Source organism: Anoxybacillus mongoliensis (assembly GCF_014201515.1).
Lineage (GTDB): Bacteria > Bacillota > Bacilli > Bacillales > Anoxybacillaceae > Anoxybacillus > Anoxybacillus mongoliensis.
This window is the reverse complement of record NZ_JACHEQ010000010.1, coordinates 22,075-41,857: the sequence shown is the minus strand read 5'-3', so window position 1 is coordinate 41,857 and position 19,783 is coordinate 22,075. Positions and strand designations below refer to the sequence as shown.

Here is a 19,783-nt window from a genome sequence, read left to right as displayed (position 1 = left end):
TCATAGAGAGAAAATACATATCTCTTAAATTTAGCTGAACTAAATAGAAGCAGAAACAAAAGGAGGAAATATGTCGATGGCTTACCAACCAAAGTCTTATCGCAAATTTTTAGCTGGTACAGTCTCTGCGGCAGTTGTTGCTTCAGCGATCGCACCAGTAGCAAGCGCTTCTTTCACAGACGTAGCAGGAAGCGTGCATGCAGATGACATCGCTACATTAGTCGCAAAAGGGTACATTAAAGGGTACGCAGACGGTACATTCAAACCAAACAAATCATTAACACGCGGTGAAGCTGCGATCATCTTCTCGCGCATTTTAAAAGATGCGGGCGTAAAAGCTGAGCAAGGCGCAGGCTTCCCAGACGTTCCAGCGAGCAACGCTGAATTAGCAGAAGCGGTTGCGATCGTAAAAGCGGCTGGCGTGATGGGTGGAGACGAGAAAGGCAACTTCAACCCGAACGCAACAATCACGCGCGAACAAATGGCGAAAGTCGTTGTTGAAGCGTTCAAATTAACAAAACCAGCAAACCACACAACAAAAATTACTGACCTTGACAAAGCTGGTGCATGGGCACGTGAATACATCCAAACATTAGAAGCAAACGGCGTAACGAAAAACACAGAATTCGCACCAAAACAAAGCGTAACACGCGGTCAATTCGCTTCATTCGTCGTACGTGCGATGGATGTGAAAAAGGAAGTTTCCGCAGCAGACATCACAGCGGTGAAGCTTGTTGACGACAAAACGTTAGAAGTAACATTCAACGGCGAATTGAAAGAAGTGAAAAAAGAAGACTTCGCCATCCAAGGCGTTGAAATCGAATCTGTAACAATTAAAGCAGCTGCAGCAGCTGAAGCAAAAACAACAGTTGTTGTGATCAAAACAAAAACAGCGTTGCAAGAAGGCAAATCTTACAACGTATCTTACAAAGGTCAAACAACAGACAAAGCGAAAGTTGATGTACCTGTTGTAACGCCGAAAGTTGAAAGTGTAAGTGCGATTAATGCTGAAGAAATCTTAGTTACTTTCAATAAAAATGTTGATTCAAAAACGGCGTCGGATGTAGCAAACTATGAATTGAAAATTAATGGTGTCAGCAAAACGTCCGATATTGAAAAAATCAAAGTAGATGGTAAAACAGCACTCATCCGCCTCAAAGATGCTGTCGTGTTTAATAGTGGGGATAAGTTTGTTTTACAAGTTAAAGATTCAGTAAAAGATTATACAGGAAAGCAAATTGAACGATTTGCTTCAGACGAAATTACATTTAATGTTACTACAGCTCCAAAGATTGTGGAGTCAACATATAACGGAACATCCCTACAATTAAAATTTGATCGTCCGGTAGGTACATCAGTGACGCTTATTAAAGTGGATGGTGTGGCTTTAGCCTCGAAATCATTAACGGCTGTTGATGACGATGCACCAGGTAACTATGTTTATACTGTATCATTAACTCTTGCTGAACAGAAACTTGCTGGTAAAGTAGGAACACATGAAGTAGTAATTTTCGATTTAGTAGACACGAAGGGTGTACTTCCTAACAAAGCTAGTGTTGCTACTTCTACTTATACAGTTACTCAAGACGCTGAAGCACCATTTGTTAAAGCAGTGAAGGCCTTGAATGCTAACAAGTTCTTTATTGAACTTAGCGAGGGTGGCACAACAGTTACTAATGCTTCCTTTACAATCAAAAAAGGCAACTATACATTCGCTGTAGGTGGCAATAATAGTCAATTAGCAACTGATGTAGGATCAGGATCAGAAAAGAACAAGGTTTATTATGAGGCGGGTACTCTAGACGGAAAGCCAGGATATTATGTTGTTATTACCGAGCCTGCTACTGGAGAGTTAAATCCTCTGTATGGAAAAGATGAGAATAGTGTTACATTAAATGTTACTTTTGAAAACTATAAAGATTCTTCGAACTTCATTGGTGCGAAGTATGAAGGTACGGTAACGCTTTCAAAAGATACAAACAAACCGAAAGTCGAGAAAACAAATATCGATACAACGAATAAAAAGTTGTTGATTGATTTTGATGGCAATTTAAGTGTAGCTCCATCTATGTCTGATATTGTTGTACGCAATAAAGATGGTGTAATTATCACACCAACTGTTGTTGGTTTATCATCGGGAGCAGACACATCTGTTGTAGAAATTACACTTTCTGATGTGAAAGACGAACCATATACAGTTGAGTTTAAGGAAGGAAAAGTTCAATACGCTGTTGTGAAGAATAGTGTAGTAGGCTATAACTTGAATGCAAACAAAAATGATGCGTTTACAGTTACTGTTAAATCAACAGCGAATAACTTCTTTAAGTATGTTGAATTCACTGGTGATACTCCGACTGTTGTATCTGGATCTAAAAATGTTATTGAAATTAAATACGGTGTAGAAATGGGCACATCAGCATTAGATGTGGCGAATTATTCTTTGGACGGAAAACCATTACCAACAGGGTCAAAAATTGACTTCTTCGGTGACAAGAAGACGGTAAGAATAACACTTCCAGAAGGAGCATTTGTTACAACTACTTCATATAAGTTAACGATTAAAACGGATGTAATGACGAAAGACGGTGTTCGTATCGTCGGCGATTTACAGACAAAAACACCTTATGAAACAGTATTGACGTTAACTGATAATGTAAAACCAGTCCTTCAAGAGGTTAAGTATTTGATTGTAAATGACACAGATACAACAACTACAAAGTTGTTAGTAAAATTCTCAGAAGCACTCAAGTCAGGTGTTACTTTTGATACAGACGACTTTAAAGTGACTGTTCAAGGTTCAACACAAACGATTGCTTCTATCAGTAACTCAAAAGATGATGATGAATATCTTGTTATTGTATTAAGCAATACTGTGAATGTAAACCAATCTGCTACAATTGAAATTGTCCCTGAGGGTTCGTTAAATTCAACTATTACTGTAGTTGACCCTGCAGACAATAAAGCTACAGGAAGTGCAACTGCTACAAGCACAACAAAAGATGCTAAGGGGAATTAATGGGGATGCGTGCCAGTCACGCCCCGAAGATTGTCGAAGATTAATAGAGACAGAGAGTCGTTGAGTGGCTCTCTGTTTCTTTTTTAGGCAGCGTGCCAGTCACGCCCCGAAGATTGTCGAAGATTAGTAGAGACAGAGAGTCGCATGGCTCTCTGTTTCTTTTTTCCGCATCAAACATTATTTGAAACATATATCATACTTTTGAACGCCTTCATTCCGTTTGGGGATGGGGGCGATCTTTGTTTGGGTAATCGGCAAAGTGCGTAAATATTGTCGAATTGCCTAGTTTGCTTGCGAAATTTGTCGAAAAATGAAAAAATTATTGAAAGATTTTTTCGTTATATGTCGAATTATTTGTTTTGGCGAGGTTCGGGAAAGAAGGGGGGATCAAAATAGCTAAAAATACAGGGGAAAATTATCGAATTGGTGCTGTGAAAATCGTTCTCAAGTATATAATAAAAAAGCGGACTCATGGGTCAAACGTAGGCAGCGTGCCAGTCACGCCCCGAAGATTGTCGAAGATTGATTAGGGTATGGTGCCTGTCACGCCCCGAAGGTTGTCGAAGATTGATAGAGACAGAGAGTCATTGAGTGGCTCTCTGTTTTTTGTTTGGAGGATTTTTGTCGTTTTTGTTGAATAAACAGCACGAGAGGGGGATGAGGATAAATGGAGTGAAAAAGGTTGAACATTTGAAGATGACAAAGTCTGTCATTGAAGATCGTTTAAGAAATGCGCTTCGTCGTTTGTATTATTATGACCAAGCGTTAATATATGACGATGTGCATGAACGTTCAATTGCACATCGATTAGCTGTTCATATGAGTACGGTGTTTTATGAATGGGATGTTGATGTCGAATACAATCGGGATTGTGGGGATGTGAAGCGAATTTACGATAATAGTGAATCAAGGGGAAAACCTGTATTTCCTGATATTATTGTTCATAAACGTGGAACAGAAGAAAATTTGCTTGTCATTGAGATAAAAAAATGGTTTTCTTCTTCTCGCTTCGATGCAGGGGATTTAGAGAAAATTAGAATGTATTTGCTTTCGCCCACTCTTCAATATCGTTATGGGGCATTTGTAAAGCTTGGATGGTCGTTGGAAGATGTTCGTTTTGTTGTTTGCACAAAGGGTCAGATTGATAATTTGTTATGCCAATTTCAATCAACTTAAGTGCGTCCACAGTCACTTCCCGAAGATTGATAGAAACAGATAGTCATTGAGTGGCTCTCTGTTTTTTCGGTGAGGAAGAGCTTAGGGTATGGTGCCTGTCACTTCCCGAAGATTGTCGAAGATTGATAGAAACAGAGAGTCGTTGAGTGGCTCTCTGTTTTTTGTTTGGAGGATTTTTGTCGTTTTTGTTGAATAAACAGCACGAGAGGGGGATGAGGATAAATGGAGTGAAAAAGGTTGAACATTTGAAGATGACAAAGTCTGTCATTGAAGATCGTTTAAGAAATGCGCTTCGTCGTTTGTATTATTATGACCAAGCGTTAATATATGACGATGTGCATGAACGTTCAATCGCACATCGATTAGCTGTTCATATGAGTACGGTGTTTTATGAATGGGATGTTGATGTCGAATACAATCGGGATTGTGGGGATGTGAAGCGAATTTACGATAATAGTGAATCAAGGGGAAAACCTGTATTTCCTGATATTATTGTTCATAAACGTGGAACAGAAGAAAATTTGCTTGTCATTGAGATAAAAAAATGGTTTTCTTCTTCTCGCTTCGATGCAGGCGATTTAGAGAAAATTAGAATGTATTTGCTTTCGCCCACTCTTCAATATCGTTATGGGGCATTTGTAAAGCTTGGATGGTCGTTGGAAGATGTTCGTTTTGTTGTTTGCACAAAGGGTCAGATTGATAATTTGTTATGCCAATTTCAATCAACTTAAGTGCGTCCACAGTCACTTCCCGAAGATTGATAGAAACAGATAGTCATTGAGTGGCTCTCTGTTTTTTGTTGCAGCTGTCGTTGAAATTGCGAGAGTGATAGAAAAATGTTACAATCTCCGTAGCAACTACATAAGCAGGGTGGGCGGTTGACCACTTCCCCGATGGAGGGAGGTGGGAATATGACGGCGTATGAAGCATTAAGTCTTATTGCGCAATTCAGCTTAGTGTTCATCGGGATGCTAACATTGACTGTCACCATCGTCGTCTATATAAACAAAAAGAAATAACCGCTCTCCCGCGACCAACGGATGAAGACGGTTACTTCTTTTTGGTAATCTCTAATTCGGTTCGGTCAGCCGCTCTTCTTGCGGCATGTAGTTGCTTGCTGAGCGTTTGCGGCGCTCAGCTTTTTTAGTTTATGAAATATCTGCTTATATTATACAAATGATATCGCTGGTTTGGCAAGTGCGTGCCAGTCACCTGTCGAGAGAAATTTTTCTTTTGATGCAGGAGTTTCGCTATTTTTGTCGAAGAAATGTGCGAAAATCCTTCAAAAAGGGGTGAAAAGTGTGGGTCGGGCAAGGCGGATATGGGTGCCGCATTTGTTTTACCATATCGTTTGTCGTGGGAATCGGCGTGATCCGTTGTTTAAAGAAACAAATGATTTCCGCGCATTTTTGCATATCCTCGAACAGCTTCATGAAAACATTCCGTTTGAAATTGCTTCGTATTGCCTCATGACGAATCATTTCCATCTGCAGCTTCGTTCGCAACAGGAATCCATTTCTAAAGTGATGGCACTGGTTAACAAACGATACGCCAACTATTACAATACACGTTACGGATTAACCGGTCATGTGTTTGAAAAGCGTTACTTCAGTAAAATCATTGACGATGACGCAGGGATGTTAGAAGTCAGTCGCTATATCCACCTCAACCCTGTCGAGGCGCGTATGGTGCATCTCCCCGAACATTATCGCTGGAGCAGTTTTTATTTTTATTACCAATCTACCTCATTGCCTTCATTTATGAACATTGATGTACTCCTTCGTTACTTTTCTGGAACAATGAATGAGAAAAAAAGAGCATATGTGCAGTTTGTGAAAGAAGATGTTGTACCGAACTGTGTCAAGGAGGAATAACATGAAAGTTTGTAGCATCGGTTTGCGTGGGATGGAAGGGTATCGTGTGCAAGTGGAAGTGAAAGAACTGCCGGGAATGCCTTCTATTGTGATTGTTGGATTGCCCGATACATCGGTAAAAGAAGCAAAGGAACGAGTCATTGCGGCATTGCATGCGTTTGGATGTGATGTCATGAATCAAAAACTTGTCATCCATCTGTCGCCGCCCGAGCGAAAAAAACAAAGCCCAATGTTTGATTTAGCAATGGCGATTGGCATTTTAAAAGTAAAAGGAAAACTCGAGCAACCAATTCCGTCACATATCGCATTTTTAGGCTCATTGTCATTAGACGGAACGATTCAGCCAGTAGATGGCATGTTACCAGCTATTTTAGCTGCCAAAAAACTCGGATTTCAACAAGTATATGCCCCATATGACCCGACATTTCCCTTCCAGTACTTGCAGCATATCGACTGTGTTTTTGTTCAAACATTAGATCAAGTGGCGCAATGTTTACAAGGGAAACAAGTGTTATTTTCGACGAATCATCTCCCTCCAGCTATCGATCCACCTCAAAAAACTCATCGTGATTTTGAACATATCATCGGACATGAAGACGCCAAATATGCACTTGAAGTTGCCGCTGCAGGAGAACATAACGTGTTAATGATTGGACCTCCAGGGTGTGGGAAAAGCCTGTTAGCTGAAACGTTTCCAACGATTTTACCGAGCCTTTCTGATGAAGCGCAGTTGGAAGTGCTTAGTTTATACCAACTTGCAGGAGAAACGAAAAATGATTCCTCTCCACCGTTTCGTCATCCGCATCACTCAGCATCTTCTGTAGCATTGATTGGAGGAGGAACGCAGCCGAAACCAGGGGAAGTTTCGCTTGCCCATCGCGGGGTATTATTTCTTGATGAAATGGCAGAGTTTACGAAAAAGACGCTCGACATGCTTCGCCAGCCGTTAGAAACAGGCAAAGTGACGATTAGCCGCGTTTCGTCGACAGTGACGTATCCAGCACATTTCATTTTGATCGGGGCGATGAACCCATGCCCGTGCGGCTATTTCGGTTCGAAAAAGCGCTATTGCATATGCAGTCCGAAACAAATCCACGCCTATCGCCAGCGCATCTCAGGGCCGATTTATGACCGCATCGATATATTGTTATCGTTACAAGCAGTGGATTTAACGAAAAAACACCAACAGCTAGAGCGTTCGGAAACAATTCGTCGCCGCGTGGAAGCCGCACGCTTTAAGCAGTATGAACGGTATGGCGAAGAAATAACAAACGGTCGAGTGCCAATTGGCGTGCTGCTTGCGAAAAGTCCATTGACGAAAAGGCAACAGCAATTGCTTCAACATTGGGCGGCTACGAATGACTGGAGCAACCGCGTCCAAACAAAAATCATTCGCCTCGCTCGCACCATTGCCGACTTAGCAGAGGCGGAAGACATCACAGATGAAGCATTATGGAAAGCGATGGCGTTTCGGAGGATAAAAGAAGGACGTCAAGAAAGGAATATGGGATGTTGAGCGGGCAAACGGATATTGCACATGATAACTATGATATCATATTCCATAATATGACTGCTCAATTTAAAGAAAAGGTTTTGGATTTCTATGGGATTCGGACTGCTCCGATTGTTCAGGTAGAAGCACCAGATTTGCTGACTATTGCGGTTAATGATCGAAGAATGGACTTTTTATTAATGCGAAGTTCCGTCAATCGTTCTGAACGAGCGATTGAAACAGTAGAAATAGCGAAACGGATCAAAAATGAGGAAAACAAGTACGTTTATTGGCAACGATTATTGCGGTTTCCGACAAGTTTATTGATAAGGGGTATGTAGAAAAACTAATGGAAGTGTTAAGTATGGCGAGAGTGATCCGAATGGCGGAAGAAAGAGCAAGAATCAATGAAAGACAGCAGGCAATAAAAAAATATTTAAGTGCAAGATTAGGGTTGGAAAGTTGGGCTAGATGCCTGTCACGCCCTAGTGAGTTGTGTTAGCTCTCTGTTTTTCTGTTGTCCAAGCAAGATTTTCTCTGATTTGTCGAAAAGGTATGTGACATTCAGAAAGTGAGGTGCATATATGGCGGTTGATCATGACCGGTTGTTTAAAGAGTTAATCGCGATGTTTTTTGAAGAGTTTATTCTCCTCTTTTTCCCGCATGTGCATGAGCATATCGATTTTCAGCACGTGTCGTTTTTGTCGGAGGAATTGTTTACCGATGTGACGGCGGGGGAGAAGTATCGCGTCGATGTGCTAGTTGAGACGAAGTTGAAAGGGGAGGATAGCTTAATCATCGTCCATATCGAAAATCAAAGCTACGTGCAGCCATCGTTTCCCGAACGGATGTTTATTTACTTTAGCCGCTTGTTTGAAAAATACCGAAAGCGGATGTTGCCGATTGCGGTATTTAGCTACGACTATGTTCGCCACGAACCTTCATCGTTTACACTCCAATTCCCGTTTTTTGATGTGCTTCAATTTCGATTTTTAACCGTGGAGTTACGCAAACAAAACTGGCGTGATTACATTCGCCATGACAATCCAGTCGCCGCTGCGCTGTTAAGCAAAATGGGGTATACTGAAAGTGAACGAGTAGAGCTAAAGAAGCAATTTTTACGCATGCTTGTGCGCATGGAATTAGACGAAGCAAAGCAGCGGTTGTTAATCGGCTTTTTTGAAACATATGTAAAGCTGTCTGAGGAGGAAGAACTGCAATTACGAAATGAGGTGAATGAAATGGAAACGAAAGAAAAAGAACAAGTTTTGGAATTAATGATTTCATATGAGAAAAAAGAGAAACGAAAGATCGCGAAAAAAATGCTAGCGAAAGGGTACGATGTACAAACAATCTACGAATTAACCGAACTTCCGATGGAGGAAATTGAGAAATTGAAGGAGAAGCACTGGTAGCGTGCCTGCCCCCCCCCAAAAAAAGAAGTAACCGCTCTCCCACGACCAACGGATGAAGGCGGTTACTTCTTTTTGGTAATCTCTAATTCGGTTCGGTCAGCTGCTGGCGAACAAAAGTATTATAAATACACAAAAAATTCAAAATATTTTATTGAAATTTCCTTCTTTTTTATGTACGATAATTAGTAAGTGAGACCGTTTGTTACCCCCTTACTGTACCCCTTTGTGCAAACGGTTTCACTTATTGAACAATGTAAAGAAGGAGGAAAAGATCGTGGGGAGAAGATGGAGAAAGTATTTTGCTTATTTCTCAATCTTTTTGCTTTTTGCACAGTTGTTTTCATTTCATGCAATCGTTCGCGCTAATGAAAACGTGCAAAGCCCTGTTGTAAGCGGAAACGATGTGACGTTCCGTTATGTTGGTACAGGGGAAGAGCAGTCCGTACTTTTGGCGGGGTCGTTTAACGATTGGCAAACGGATGGAGACAAAAAGATTGCATTAACAAAAGAAAGTGACCACGTTTGGTCTGTAACGAAAACGCTTCCATATGGAACGTATATGTACAAGTTTGTTGTCGATGGAAAATGGGTGACTGATCCGTTAAATGCTAATCAAGCTGATGACGGATATGGCGGAAAAAATAGTGTCGTTGTTGTCGGTCAACCTGTCGAACAACAACGAACCGTCACGCTTGTTGGGAACTTGCAGGATGAGTTAGGACATACAGGTGAGTGGGATCCGAAAGCGACTGCTACGATCATGGTGCATGAAGGCGATGGATTGTACACATTCACAGGAACACTTCCTGCAGGCACGTATGAATACAAAATTGCCATAAACGGTAGTTGGGATGAAAACTACGGGGCTGGTGGACGTGGTGGTGCCAATATTTCACTGACGTTAGAAAAAGAAACGGAAGTGACGTTTTATTATAACGATCGTACACACGCGATTGCCAATTCGACATGGTATACACCGATTCCAAAAGAAAAACAACCGCGGTTAGTTGGAACGATTTTGCCTGCGATCGGCTATGAAACAGAAGTCGATGGTTGGACGCCTGAGACGTCAACCGCATTTTTTACAGACGATAACTTTGACTCGGTCTATACATTTAGCGCACGTGTACCAAAAGGAACGTATGAATATAAAGTAGTGTTAGGGAATAACTGGAGTGAGAACTATCCACAAGAAAATGCGAAGTTAAACGTACTCGAAGAAACGATGGTAACATTTTTCTTCGATGCGAAAACAAAATCGGTGTATACAGATTACAGCCCAACAGGTTCAGATGGAGCTGTACAAAAAGAACGGTTAAAACATAACACGTGGGATCCTTTATATCGCCAGCCGTTTGGTGCGGTGAAAGCAGGAGAGCATGTTACGCTTCGATTAGCTACGAAAAAAGGCGATGTAACAAAAGCGAACGTATATGTAAAAAATACAACGACAGGAACAGCGAAGTTATACACAATGAGTAAAGTCGGTGTCATCGGTGACGATGAATATTGGGAAGTGACGTTTACACCAGATGACAAAGGGTTATATGGCTATAAATTTATTGCGATGGACAATGCAGCCAAAGCAGAATATGGTGAAGATACACAAGAAGGTCAATGGGGACGAGCAGTCGATAAAAATGCAGAATTATTTCAGTTGACGGTATATGATCCAAACTATAAAACGCCAGATTGGATGAAGCATGCGGTTGTTTATCAAATTTTCCCTGACCGTTTCTTTAACGGAAATCCAAACAATGATGATGCTAAATCGAATGCACGAGGAAATGAACCAATTGAACATCGCGAATGGTCGCAACTTCCAGACAATCCCCGTATGAAAGGGACTCCAGGATATGATGGCGATGGCATTTGGTCGAATGACTTTTTCGGTGGGGATATTGCAGGAATTGAACAAAAGCTAGATTATTTACAATCTCTTGGGGTTAATACGATATATTTAAACCCAATTGCTGAAGCGCCGTCAAACCATAAATATGATGCGAATGACTACAAAGAGCTTGATCCAATGTTTGGCACGCCTGAAGAATTTCAATCATTTGTGCAAGCGATTGCATCTCGTGGTATGCACTTAATTTTAGACGGTGTATTCAATCACGTATCAGACGATTCTATTTATTTTGACCGATATGGAAAATATCCAACAGTCGGAGCTTATGAATATTGGTCGGCTGTGTACGATTTAATGAATGAAAAAGGATTATCAGAAGAACAAGCGCGTGCTCAAGTGGAGCAAAAATTTAAAGACGAAGGGCAACAATTTAGTCCGTACGGATTCCATTTATGGTTTAACATTGAAAACGAAAAAGTAAACGGTGTATATAAATATCAATCGTGGTGGGGATTTGATAGTTTACCAGAATTCAAATCGATTTCTGGAAATAAAGTGCCATACGCAAGTGAGTTAAACAACGAGCAGCTTGCCAACTATATTTTCTATGAAAACGACTCGGTTGCAAAAAGTTGGATTACACGTGGAGCTTCGGGCTGGCGCTTAGATGTTGCCAATGAAGTCGATACAGAATTTTGGCGTGAGTTTCGTAAACAGTTGTTGCAAGGCAGCTATGACCGTGGCTCAACGCTTAAAAACGGGGAGCAACCGTTAATTCTCGGTGAAATTTGGGATGATGCGTCAAAATACTTCCTAGGTGATCAATACGATTCAGTGATGAACTACCGTTTCCGCGGCGCTCTGTTAGACTTTTTACGAAATGGGAAAGCGGAAGATATTGATGCCCGACTAACAGCCATTCGTGAAGATTATCCGAAAGAAGCGTTTTATGCGCTCATGAACTTAATTGGTTCACACGATACAGCACGCGCTGTTTTCTTACTTGGAAATGGAACGGATTCATACGAACGCGCGGAACTTGACCCGAATTATGATGAGGAACTCGGTAAAAAGCGATTGAAACTTGCTGCTATTTTACAAATGGGCTACCCGGGGGCACCAACGATTTATTATGGTGACGAGGCAGGAGTGACAGGTTCAAAAGATCCGGACGATCGTCGTACGTATCCGTGGGGAAGTGAGGACGAGCAACTCATTGCACACTATCAAAAAGTAGGCGCTATTCGTACCGCGCATCAAAACGTATTAGCAAAAGGTGCGATTGAGACGGTGTATGCGAAAGGAGATGTATACGTTTTCGCACGTCAATATAAAAAAGATGTCGCACTCATTGCGATTAACCGTGGCAATAGTGAACAAACTGTCGAATTAGATGTCGCTTCGCTCATTCCAAACGGAACGACACTTGCAGATGAATTGCATCATTCGTATGACGTGACAGTAACAAATGGAAAAGTCACATTACGTGTTCCAGCAATGGACGGTCGAATGTTATTTGGAAAAGTAACTGTCGATCTTCCGAATGAAGTAACGAACGTTCAAGCGACATCGGGCGTTGGTCAAGTGACGTTAACGTGGGAAGGCGATGCTTCAGCGTATCGCATTTATCAATCCACATTAAAAGGTGCAGGCTATACGCTTGTGAAAGAAACGAATGAAAAGACGGTTGTTATTGATCAGTTGAAAAACGGAACGGTATATTATTTTGCGATTACAGCATTAGATGAAAACGGAAATGAATCGGTGAAAGTAGAGACGAATCGCGTCGTACCATATTATCCATTAACAGAAGAACACGTTGCTTTACTTTCTGAAGTGAACGATGGAGTGCTCGATTTAGCTACATCAATTACGGTTGAAGCAAAAGTGCACATCAATGATGTAACGAAACATGGATTAGCTGACGGTTTACAGGCGGTCTTACAAGTGAAAAAACCGAATAGCGACAAATGGGAAGACATACAAGCAACGTACGACCGACAAGATGGCGATGCGAACGTATTCCGTGCATCGTTCACTCCGTTACAAGCAGGAACGTATACGTATCGTTACGGATTTACAACAAATCTTGGCGATGATTGGGTGTATACAGATGAGCGAACATTTATGCTCATCGCAAACACTGAAGATACACAACCACCAGCAAAAGACATTCAACTCGTCCAACCAGAAGTTGAATCTGGTCAAGTGAATTTAACATGGTCGTTCGTTGACCGTGATGACAATGATGCATATATGCTTGTCGTTGAGCGTGATGGTCAAATTGTTCATACAACAACGGATATCCGCACATCATTTACTGATTATGATGTCGAAAACGGAAAAACGTATACGTATGTCGTGAAGTTGTATGACCGTGCTGGAAACTTCGTGGCATCAAATGCGGTGGAAATTACACCGAACATTGTCATGGTTGAAGTGACATTTAAAGTGAAAGCACCAAGCTATACGCCATTAGATACGCGCATTACCATTCCGAATAGCATGAACGGTTGGAATACAGGTGCATGGGAAATGTCGCGCGGTGGAGCGGTCACGCCTGATTGGGAGTTTACGACAGAACTTCAAGAAGGAGAAACGATTATTTATAAATACGTCAAAGGTAGCTCGTGGGATCAAGAAGGGCTAGCTGATCATACGCGTGACGATCAAACAGATGATGACGTCAGCTACTACGGATATGGTGCGATGGGTACAGATTTAAAAGTGACTGTGCACAATCAAGGCAATAACAAAATGGTCATTCAAGACTACATTTTACGTTGGATTGACATGCCTGTCGTTGTTGAAGATGTCACCAAAGACGGTGATCGTGTGACGATTAAAGGAAATGCGATTAAAGATGGTGTGCTAACGATTAATAAAGAACGTGTAACGATTCAAGACGATATGTCATTTACGTACACGTTCACACCAGCAGCAAACCAAAAAGAAGTAGCCATTCACATTGAACCGTCTGAAAGAAGCAAATCTGACATTTTTAAAAATGACGGCGGTGCCATTGCGAAAAATACGAAAAATTATGTATTACATCTCGACACAAAACAATTGCGTGAAGGAGTATTACAAGAAGACACAACACCAGGCAGTGGCACAACACCGGGTAGTGGCACAACGCCAGGCAGCGGCACAACGCCAGGCAGCGGTACAACACCAGGCAGCGGTACAACGCCAGGCAGTGGCACAACACCGGGTAGTGGCACAACACCAGGCAGCGGCACAACGCCAGGCAGTAGCACAACGCCAGAGAAGGTCGAAAACGGTGCAGTTGTCTTACAACCAAAAGTAGAGACGAAAGAAAAAGACGGTAAAGTCGTAGAAAAAGTTGCGACTATTTCATCAAATGAAGTGACATCTATTGTCAATGCCATGTCAAATGAGAATAAGCAAGTTGTTGTTTCTCTCGGTTCGCTTGCAAAAGGTGTGACTACAAAAGTAGATGTACCTGCTACATTATTTACACAGGTGGCAAATAAGCAAGAAGAAGCAACGATTGTGAGTGCGAGTGAACAAGCGACATACAAATTACCTGTAAAAGAAGTACAAGCGTCTCTTGAAACGATTGCAAAAACACTCGGTGCCACAGTCGAACAAGTAAACATCTCGATCGAAATGAAAGTAAAAGATGCTCCACAATTACGTGCGAAAGCATTGTCTGATGCAGTAGAGTTTCACGTTGTAGCGAAGGCAAACGGAAAAGAACAAGTCATCGATCGTTTTACTCAATATGTTGAACGGGAAATCGTATTAAAGCAGGCGGTGAACGCAAGTCGTTCCATTGTGGTGCGCGTAAACGATGACGGTTCAATGACACCTGTACCGACCATGTTTGTTGGCAACAAAGCAGTCGTCAAGTCGTTGACGAACTCGACATACGTCGTCGTTGAAGGAACACATACATTTGGCGACATCGAGCGACATTGGGCAAAAGGGTACATTGATACACTTGCGTCAAAACAATTAGTTAAAGGTATGACGGAAACAGCGTACCGACCAAATGAACATATGACGCGTGCGCAATTTGCTGTGTTGCTTGTACGTGCATTAGCATTGCCACATGAAACATATGACAGTCGATTTGTCGACGTGAAAGGAACAGAATGGTTTAACAAAAATGGGGAATTAGCTACAGCAGTGAAGTTTGGCATCATTCAAGGAAAAACAGAAAATACATTTGCGCCGAATGAACCGATTACTCGCGCCCAAGCAACTGTCATGATCGATCGGGCATTGAAACTTTCGTTTGTTGGCTATGATGAAACAGCAAATGACAAAACGAAAAAAGTGACAGACTTCCGTGATGCGAAACAACTGCCAACATGGGCAAAACAGGCGATTGAAGCAGTATACCAAGCAGGAATTATGCAAGGAAGAGATAACGGAACGTTTGATCCTGCGAGCTATATGACGCGCGCCGAAATGGCGAAAGTATTAGCGGAGTTTTTAGGAAAAGTAAAATTGATGTAACTAAAGGGAGGCCTCCGATGTGGAGGTCTTTCTTTATGTCGGAAAATGTCGAATTTTTGATAAGGAAATAGAAAAACAAGAATATTATAATATTTTATGTATTTTATAGTTTTATAACTTTATTTTTCCATTACAGAAGGGAGAGGAAAAAGTGAAGTGGAAAAAGCCTTTTAGTGTCATGACGACAACGGTGTTAATGGCAAGTATGTTCGCCGGAGGTGCTTGGGCGAATGAGTCGTCCCATTCACCAACATCGGTTGTCTCATCTTCTAGCAAATTGCAGCGAGAGCTTGTGCAAAAAAAGCTAGAGAAGCAATTAAAAAAACTTCCACAAAAAGTAGAGTGGAAAGAAACAGACAACGTACGTGTTGTTGTTGAGGTGGAAGGAAAAACACCGCTTCAATATGCCACAGAGCAAGGTAAGTTGTATAAAGACTTATCAGAACAAACGCGAGAGCAGCTTGAAAAACAAGCGGAACAAAAACAAAAAGAAGCGTTGCAACAAATTCAACAATCTGGTGTTGATGTAGACGTTGAACAATCGTTTACAACGGTCGTAAACGGGTTCAGTACAGAAGTACAATATGGTGATATTGAAAAAATTCAAAGTTTGCCATCGGTCAAAGCTGTTCATCTTGTCAACGCCTATGAACGTCCACAGCCGATGCCAAATATGAAAACAAGCCATCAATTTATTCAATCACAAGCAACATGGGTAGATGCACAGTTGCGTGGTGAAGGTACTGTCATTGCGATTATTGACACAGGTATTGATCCATCTCATCAAGATATGAAATTAAGTGAAACAACGGAAGAAGCATTAACAAAAGATGAAGTTGAACAAATTGCTAGTGAACATCACCTCCCAGGAAAATACTTCACAGAAAAAGTGCCGTACGGATATAACTACTTCGATAAAACAGACGAAATTCGCGATCTTGGTCCAGCAGCTTCTATGCATGGCATGCACGTAGCTGGCACAGCTGCGGCAAACGGTCAAATTTCTGGTGTTGCACCAGAAGCACAAGTGTTAGCCATGAAAGTGTTTAGTAACGATCCGATGTATGCATATACATATGACGATGTGTATGTAGCGGCTATTGACGATGCGATTAAACTCGGTGCAGACGTTATTAACATGAGTTTAGGAAGTGCAGCTGCGTTTTATAATGAACAAGATATGGCAAGTGAAGCAATTGCACGTGCAACAGAAAATGGTATTGTCGTATCTGTATCAGCAGGTAACTCGGGTCACTTTGCTTATGGATTTGGCAATCCGTTTGCTGAAAACCCTGATATCGGAACAGTTGGTGCTCCGGGGTTAGCAGCAAATGCCCTTCAAGTTGCAGCTACAGGGAATGAAAGATATTTATATGAAACATTTGTCAATATTGGTGACGATCAATTTGTAGGTTATGGGGCAGATAATTGGGTGAAAGCGTTTGGTGATGAGTCAGTTGAGTTAGTTTCCCTTGGTGGTGCGTATGGCTTTGTTGAAGATTATGATGGAATGGATGTAAAGGGAAAAGTTGTCCTTGTTAAGCGCGGGAAGATTTCATTTTATGAAAAAACAATGAATGCTAAGGAAGCCGGAGCGATTGGTATTATTGTTTACAATAACGGCAACCCGAACTTTTACAAAGATCAAGGTGGATGGGATCTCATTCCATTTATGAAAATTCAAACAGAAGATGGACAAGCATTAGAGCAGCTGATTGCTAATGCTGGTGGTTCGCTTCAAGTCAACTTTGCAGTCAAAGATCAAACCGAAGATCCAGAAATGGGACGAATGACAGACTTTACGTCATGGGGAACGACGCCAAGTTTACAGTTGAAGCCTGAAATTTCTGCGCCAGGCGGAAACATTTATTCGACACTCCAAAATAATAAATATGGATATATGAGTGGAACATCGATGGCAGCACCACATGTGGCAGGTGGTGCAGCGCTTGTGATGCAACATTTAAAAGAACAATTCCCGAATATGGGAACGAAAGAGCGCGCAAAATTAGCAAAAATTTTACTAATGAATACAGCGAATGTAATTACGGATCAAGAAGGTTATCCATTCTCGCCACGTCGCCAAGGTGCTGGAATGATGCAAACGTATGCAGCGGTTACAACGCCAGTATACGTCGTCAATACATCAACAGGTGAAGCGAAGGTCGAACTTGGTGACTTTACAGAGAAGTCAATTAAAATGACATTTACGGCATATAACATGTCAAACGAAGATGTCACATATGACGTGAAAGCGAGTGCGTTAACCGATCTTGTAGACGGAAATTATAACGCTTTAGCTGCACGCCATATAGAAGGTGCGGTCATTACAAAAGAATACGATCGCATTACAGTGCCAGCGAACGGTCAAAAACGATTTTCTATCAAAATTGATTTATCAAACGCGAAAATCCCAACAACTGCTGGGGCGAAAGAACTTCATGAAAATATTTTTGTTGAAGGATTTGTGCAATTGAAAAATGAAACAAAACCAGATTTAACGATCCCATATGTTGGTTTTTACGGCCATTGGGATGAACCGAATATTTTTGATGGCATTGCCGATCTTGGGGAAGCATCATTTTACGGATGGTCAACGATGATGGATGAAACGACATCGTTTTTAATGCCAAATGAAGAAGGAAAGTATGCATTTTCTCCAAACGGCGACGGTTTTATGGATCAAATTCAGCCACTGCCAACATTTTTACGCAATGCAAAGGAAGTACAATACAACATTTTAAAAGGTGGAAAACAACTTCGCCGTATTAAATCTGAAAACAACGTACGGAAAAATTTCTTTGATGCAGGTTATGAACCACCATTCTCTTACATGGACGGTCGCCTATGGGATGGAACAGCAAAATTTCATGTTGTTCCAGATGGAGAATATGCGTATGAACTGAAAGCAGTCATCGACTATCCGAATGCACGTTGGCAGTCGAAGAAAATTCCAGTTCTCGTTGATACGGTAGCACCGACTTTATCAGTTAATTATGATGAAGAAACAAATACAATTTCATGGGAAGCCATTGAACATGGTGCGGGCATCGCTGGCTATGATGTGTTTGTCAACGGTGAATCGATTGCAGGTGAAACGTTGTTGTCAAAAGAAAAAACAAGCGTAGAACTTCCACAAGTTTACACAAACGCGGAAGTAACGGTAGCTGCGATTGACTACGCTGGAAACGTCAATTTTGCTTCAACGGTCGTAGCGGATGAAGAAGCACCAGTCATTTTGTTATTCTCACCGGAGCCACTTAGTGCGTATGGTTCAAGAGATGTACATGTTTTTGGGGCAATTAGTGATGTGTCAAATGTCGATGTGACTGTCAACGGGAAAAAAGTAAATGTAGGTTATGACGGAATGATTGGAAAATATTTCTCGACGGTTGTGTCATTTGAACATGACGGTGTTCAAGATATTCAAGTAACAGCGACCGATGAAAAAGGTCAATCGATTACGATTAACCGTACGGTGTTTGTTGACTCAACACCAGGGGAAATCGAATTTGTAGAACGTGTGCCGAAGTATGTCACACATGATGTGGACAAGTTTAACTTGCAAGTGAAATTAAAAGATAATTACCGCCATATGCAATTTTATGTAGACGACGATTTTGCTTATGGGGTAGATTTTGAAAGCCCATTTGTTATGAAAGATTATGAACATACGTATACACAAGAGTTGCAGTTAGAAGAAGGGCTCAATACATTTGTGCTTACATTAAAAGATCTCGGTGGTCATGTAACACAAAAAGTTATATCGATTTATCGTCTAGCAGAAGGAGAACAGCCACCAAAAGTAGAGATTACAGAAACGTATGTACAACCAAACCAATTTGTTAGCACAAACCGTCCAGCATGGTTCAGTGCATACGCAAACGAAGAAGTGACGTGGAAAGTAAAAGTGAAAAATCCAATGGGCGAGGAACAACAACTTCCAGAACAAGTAGGGCAACAGTACTCGTACTCTTATCAAGTGGGACAAGATGCGATGAACGGCACATATACTGTGACGTTTGAGGCATACGATGCAGAAGGAAAGCTCGTTGATTCAAAAGTCAATACATTCGTTGTATACAACTACGAAACGCTTATTGAAGCAGTGAAAGTGTTAAATGAAAACGGTGAAGAACAATCATCGTTTAATCAATCTAGTTCTGCTTATGTCATGGCGCGCGTCCAAAACTTAGAATATGCGCCAGTCAAACCGCTTGTTATTTTACAAGTACTTGATGCAAATCGCCGCGTCGTTGGACGTGCTTTCCTAACGATCGATCAACTTGATCCGCAACGAACAAACGGTCTTGGCATGCAATTGCCACTTTCATCTCTCGCGAAAGGGACATATACAGTAGAAGCATTCGTTTGGTCAGGATGGGATCAAAAGGCAATGGCGGAAGCGAACAAAGACAAAGTTCAATTCCAAGTAGAATAAAGGAGGGGTCTTTCCCCTCCTCACTAAAG

At 41.5% G+C, this 19,783-nt stretch carries 10 protein-coding genes; all 10 read left to right on the top strand.

Going from position 1 to position 19,783, the window contains the following annotated elements:
- Positions 1-76 precede the first annotated feature (76 nt).
- The 10 genes from HNR43_RS09875 (at position 77) to HNR43_RS09835 (ending at position 19,754) form a co-directional block, all read left to right on the top strand.
- The gene (locus HNR43_RS09875; RefSeq protein ID WP_183243482.1) at positions 77-3,016 is read left to right on the top strand and encodes an S-layer homology domain-containing protein; all 2,940 of its coding nucleotides are present in this window, start codon (positions 77-79) and stop codon (positions 3,014-3,016) included.
- Positions 3,017-3,673: 657 nt separating this feature from the next.
- On the top strand, positions 3,674-4,192 hold the full coding sequence (locus HNR43_RS09870; protein WP_183243480.1) for a hypothetical protein: 519 nt from the start codon (positions 3,674-3,676) through the stop codon (positions 4,190-4,192).
- A gap of 212 nt (positions 4,193-4,404) precedes the next feature.
- A complete protein-coding gene (locus HNR43_RS09865) occupies positions 4,405-4,923 on the top strand; it encodes a hypothetical protein (protein WP_183243480.1) in 519 nt (172 codons plus the stop codon).
- 180 nt (positions 4,924-5,103) lie between these two features.
- On the top strand, positions 5,104-5,211 hold the full coding sequence (locus HNR43_RS14080) for a putative holin-like toxin (protein WP_221248261.1): 108 nt from the start codon (positions 5,104-5,106) through the stop codon (positions 5,209-5,211).
- A 282-nt stretch (positions 5,212-5,493) separates the two neighbouring features.
- Positions 5,494-6,066, top strand: coding sequence for a transposase (locus HNR43_RS09860; RefSeq protein WP_183243478.1), 573 nt, complete (start codon positions 5,494-5,496; stop codon positions 6,064-6,066).
- Position 6,067: 1 nt separating this feature from the next.
- Complete coding sequence (locus tag HNR43_RS09855; RefSeq protein WP_183243476.1) at positions 6,068-7,582, top strand: YifB family Mg chelatase-like AAA ATPase; 1,515 nt, start codon at positions 6,068-6,070, stop codon at positions 7,580-7,582.
- Between the two features lie 77 nt (positions 7,583-7,659).
- Positions 7,660-7,899, top strand: coding sequence for a hypothetical protein (locus tag HNR43_RS14180; protein ID WP_246346298.1), 240 nt, complete (start codon positions 7,660-7,662; stop codon positions 7,897-7,899).
- A gap of 243 nt (positions 7,900-8,142) precedes the next feature.
- Positions 8,143-8,973 carry an RpnC/YadD family protein gene (locus HNR43_RS09845; RefSeq protein ID WP_183243474.1) on the top strand — a complete coding sequence of 277 codons (831 nt, stop codon included), beginning with the start codon at positions 8,143-8,145 and terminating at the stop codon, positions 8,971-8,973.
- A gap of 274 nt (positions 8,974-9,247) precedes the next feature.
- Complete coding sequence (locus HNR43_RS09840) at positions 9,248-15,313, top strand: alpha amylase N-terminal ig-like domain-containing protein (protein ID WP_183243472.1); 6,066 nt, start codon at positions 9,248-9,250, stop codon at positions 15,311-15,313.
- Positions 15,314-15,464: 151 nt separating this feature from the next.
- Complete coding sequence (locus tag HNR43_RS09835; RefSeq protein WP_183243470.1) at positions 15,465-19,754, top strand: S8 family serine peptidase; 4,290 nt, start codon at positions 15,465-15,467, stop codon at positions 19,752-19,754.
- Positions 19,755-19,783 lie beyond the last annotated feature (29 nt).

Coding starts and splice junctions, on each gene's coding strand:
- HNR43_RS09845 (WP_183243474.1), top strand. CDS start 8,143: ATGGCGGTTGATCATGACCGGTTGTTTAAAGAGTTAATCGCGATGTTT.
- HNR43_RS09865 (WP_183243480.1), top strand. CDS start 4,405: ATGAGGATAAATGGAGTGAAAAAGGTTGAACATTTGAAGATGACAAAG.
- HNR43_RS09855 (WP_183243476.1), top strand. CDS start 6,068: ATGAAAGTTTGTAGCATCGGTTTGCGTGGGATGGAAGGGTATCGTGTG.
- HNR43_RS09875 (WP_183243482.1), top strand. CDS start 77: ATGGCTTACCAACCAAAGTCTTATCGCAAATTTTTAGCTGGTACAGTC.
- HNR43_RS09870 (WP_183243480.1), top strand. CDS start 3,674: ATGAGGATAAATGGAGTGAAAAAGGTTGAACATTTGAAGATGACAAAG.
- HNR43_RS14080 (WP_221248261.1), top strand. CDS start 5,104: ATGACGGCGTATGAAGCATTAAGTCTTATTGCGCAATTCAGCTTAGTG.